This window comes from Gordonia sp. i37 (assembly GCF_002043085.1).
GTDB classification, from domain to species: Bacteria; Actinomycetota; Actinomycetes; order Mycobacteriales; family Mycobacteriaceae; genus Gordonia; species Gordonia polyisoprenivorans.
On sequence record NZ_MVPX01000002.1, the window covers coordinates 1 to 3,733 of the forward strand.

General features: G+C 66.8%; 3 protein-coding genes. All 3 read right to left on the reverse strand.

What is annotated here, in order from left to right; translation table 11 throughout:
* Positions 1 to 636 (reverse strand): serine/threonine-protein kinase (locus tag B1964_RS00045; RefSeq protein WP_139765565.1); only part of this gene is annotated, 636 nt, incomplete at its 3' end.
* The gene (locus B1964_RS00050; protein ID WP_014358164.1) at positions 633 to 2,117 is read right to left on the reverse strand and encodes a penicillin-binding protein 2; all 1,485 of its coding nucleotides are present in this window, start codon (positions 2,115 to 2,117) and stop codon (positions 633 to 635) included. The genes B1964_RS00045 and B1964_RS00050, both read right to left, overlap by 4 nt.
* The gene (locus B1964_RS00055) at positions 2,114 to 3,544 is read right to left on the reverse strand and encodes an FtsW/RodA/SpoVE family cell cycle protein (RefSeq protein ID WP_006368638.1); all 1,431 of its coding nucleotides are present in this window, start codon (positions 3,542 to 3,544) and stop codon (positions 2,114 to 2,116) included. Before B1964_RS00055 ends, B1964_RS00050 begins: the two co-directional genes overlap by 4 nt.
* Between the last annotated feature and the right edge of the window lie 189 nt (positions 3,545 to 3,733).

Here is a 3,733-nt window from a genome sequence, read left to right on the forward strand (position 1 = left end):
GACGAGCGCCTCGTAGCCGACGACCCCGAGCGAATACACGTCCGACGCCGCGGTCGCGTCGTCGCCGGTGGCCTGCTCGGGCGAGATGTACTGGGCTGTGCCCATCACCATGCCGGTCTGCGTGACCGGTGCGGCGTCGACGGCCTTGGCGATCCCGAAGTCGGTGATCTTGACCTGACCGGTCGGCGTGATGAGGATGTTGCCGGGTTTGACGTCGCGGTGCACCAGCCCCTGGCTGTGCGCGGCCTGCAACGCGCGTCCGGTCTGCTCGAGCATGTCGAGGGTGTTGGCCACCGACAACCGACCCATCCGCGAGATCACCGAGTTCAGCGGCTCGCCGTCGACGAGCTCCATCACCAGGTACGCCAGCGTGCCGCCGCCACGGTCACCGGTCTCGCCGTAGTCGAAGACGTTCGCGATGCCCGGGTTGTTGAGCTTCGCGGTGGTCTGCGCCTCGGTGCGGAACCGTGCCGCGAACTCGGGATCGTCGGAGTACTCCGCCTTGAGCACCTTGACCGCAACCCGGCGATTGAGCCGGGTGTCAAGCGCTTCCCAGACCTGTCCCATACCGCCGGTGGCGATGAGACGCATCAGCCGATAGCGGTCGGCGATGATGGTGCCGTTCTGCAACGTCATCGTCCACCTCCTACATAAGCATTGATCACTGCCCGGCCGATGGGTCCGGCCACGGTGTTACCGACCGATTGCACACCGAACTTCCCATTCTCCACCACCACCGCGACGGCGATCTTCGCGTCCGTCGACGGCCCGAACGCGATGTACCAGGAATACGGGGTGGCGGAGTTCTCGTCGCCGTGCTCGGCGGTACCGGTCTTCGACGCGATCTGCACCGGCCCGCCGGACGGGTTCGATGCATTCTCCACCCCGACCATCATCGATGTCAGGCTAGCCGCCTGCTCCGAGGTGATCGGCGAGTTGATGGTGGTCGGTGGCGTCGTGTAGAGGGTGCGCAGGTCCGCCGACTGCAACTTGTCGACCAGGTACGGCTGCATCCGCACACCGGCGTTGGCGACGGTCGCGGCGACCATCGCGTTCTGCAGGGTCGACATCGCAACATCCTTCTGTCCGATCGCACTGAGCGCGAGAGATGCGCGGTCGGGGATCGTGCCGACCGTCGACCGCGCCACCGGCATCGGGATGTTCGGCGCCGGCGAGTCGAGGCCGTAGAGCCGAGCGGTTTCCTTGAGTGTGTCGGTGGCGTTGGGCATCTTGTTGAGCACGAGGTCGGCGAAGGCGGTGTTGCACGAGTACTTCACCGCATCGGCGAGGCTGACGGTGCCGCTGCCGCCGGGGCAGGTCTCGTCGCCGTAGTTCGGCAGTTTCGCGGTGCTGTCGGGCAGCTGGAAGGTCGACGCCGCGGTCAGCTGCGTCGACGCGTTGAGTCCGTCACGCAATGCCGCCGACGACGTGATGATCTTGAACGTCGATCCGGGCGGATAGATCTCGTCGGTCGCACGGTTCTGCAGGCGCTTGTCCGCGCCGGTGTCGGCGCCCCACGCCGCCTCCCGCACGTTCTGGTCGTGGCTGCTCAGCAGATTCGGGTCGTAGCTGGGCGTCGAGGCCATCGCGAGGATCTTGCCGGTACTCGGGTCCATCGCGACGACCGCACCGACGCACGGCCCGTCGCACGTGGCCCCGGAGTTCAGCTGGTCGTAGGCGATCTGCTGCAACCGCGGGTCGATGGTCGTGACGACGTTGCCGCCGCGTGGATCCCGACCGGAGAACATGTCGGTGAACCGCTGACCGAACAGGCGGTCGTCGTTGCCGGAGAGGATCGAGTTCTCGTACTGCTCGAGGCCCGCCGACCCGTACTGGATCGAGTAGTAGCCGGTGATCGGAGCGAAGGCGCGCGGGTTCACCGGATAGCGGCGCAGGTACTTGTAGCGGCTGTCGGTGGCCTGCGACATCGCAATGACCTCGCCGCCGGCGATGATCGAGCCGCGCTGCCGGGAGTACTCGTCGAGCAGCACCCGGTCGTTGCGCGGGTCGGAGCGCAGCTTGTCGGCCTTGATCACCTGCACGTAGGTGGCGTTGGCGAGCAGGACGACGATCAACGCGATCACCGCGACCGACACCCGACGGATCGGAGTGTTCACGTGCGCTTCACCGCCTGCGTGGGCAGTGACTCGACGGGCTTGGGGGTCGGCCGGCGCTTCGTCGGATCCGGCTCGCGGGCAGCGTTGGACACGCGGATCAGCAACGCCACCAACACATAGTTGGCGAGCAGCGACGAGCCGCCGTAGGAGATGAACGGGGTGGTCAGACCGGTCAGCGGGATCAGCTTGGTGACGCCGCCGACGACGACGAAGACCTGCACCGCCATGGTCACCGACAGTCCGGTGGCCAGCAGCTTGCCGAAGCTGTCGCGGACGGTCACCGCGGTCCGCAGGCCGCGCACGACGAAGATCATGTACATCATCAGCACCGCGGCCAGGCCGACGAGCCCGAGCTCCTCACCGATCGTCGCGATGATGAAGTCGGTGTTGGCGAACGGCACCGCGTTGGGTCGCCCCGAGCCCAGTCCGGTGCCGAACAGACCACCGGTGGCCAGGCCGAACAGACTCTGGCCGATCTGGTAGCCGGTGTTGTAGAAGTCGCCGAACGGATCGAGCCACACCGATACGCGGACCTGCAGATGCGGGAACAACTGGTAGGCGAGGATCGCGCCGACGGCGAACATGGTCAGACCGATGACCACCCAGCCCACCCGCTCGGTGGCCACGTAGAGCATCGCCAAGATCGTGGTGAAGATCAGCAGCGGGCCACCGAGATCGTTCTCGAGGGCGAAGATGCCGATCGCGACGACCCATGCGATGAGCAGCGGGCCGAGGTCTCGGGCGCGTGGCAGGTCCATGCCCAGGAAGTGTTTGCCCGCGGTGGTGAACAGGTCGCGTTTGGAGACCAGCAGGGCCGCGGTGAAGATGATCAGCAGGATCTTCGAGAACTCACCGGGCTGGATGTTGAACAGCGGCGTGCGAATCCAGTTCTTGGAGCCGTTGATCTCCGACAACGACGCCGGCAGGATCGCCGGGATCGCCAAGAAGATCAGACCGCCCAGACCCAGCGTGTACGCGTAGCGCGACAGGGTGCGGTGATCGCGGATGAAGATGAGGATCGCGGCGAAGACGGCCATCCCGAGGAACGCCCACAGCAACTGCTGGTCGGCGTTGTCGGTCTTGGTCGTCGGATTGATCGACTCCCCGGTGTTGCCCGACCCGAGGTCGAGCCGGTGGATGAGGACCAGACCGAGGCCGTTGAGCATCGCCACCACCGGCAAGAAGACGGGGTCGGCGTGCGGGGCGAAGCGCCGCACCACCAGATGACCGATCGCGAACAGCACGATGTAGGCGGCGACGTACTTCGCGATGTCCCACGTCAGCGACTGATCCTGGGCGCTCTGCACGATGAGCAGCGCGACGGTGACCACCCCGATGGCGCACACCAGCAGCGCCAATTCGGCGTTGCGTCCGGTGTGTTCGGGCTGGGTGGGCCGTGCGTGGGTCGGGGCGGCGGCTTGCGTCATCTACGGTTCCCGGCAGTTCGTTCCGGGCTGGTCAGCCGAGGGCGACGTCGATGATCCCGCCGAGCCGGAGGGTGCCGAACTGGAGGGTGCGGAGCTGCCGGGCGCCGAGCTGTTCGGGGCACCCGACGTAGGGGGCGCGGGCGCCTCGGTCACCGGGGCGATGTGGGCACCGCCGGGCCCGAAGGTCGC

Excerpts from the sequence above, each read along its gene's own strand:
- B1964_RS00055 (WP_006368638.1), bottom strand. The coding sequence starts at position 3,544 with ATGACGCAAGCCGCCGCCCCGACCCACGCACGGCCCACCCAGCCCGAA.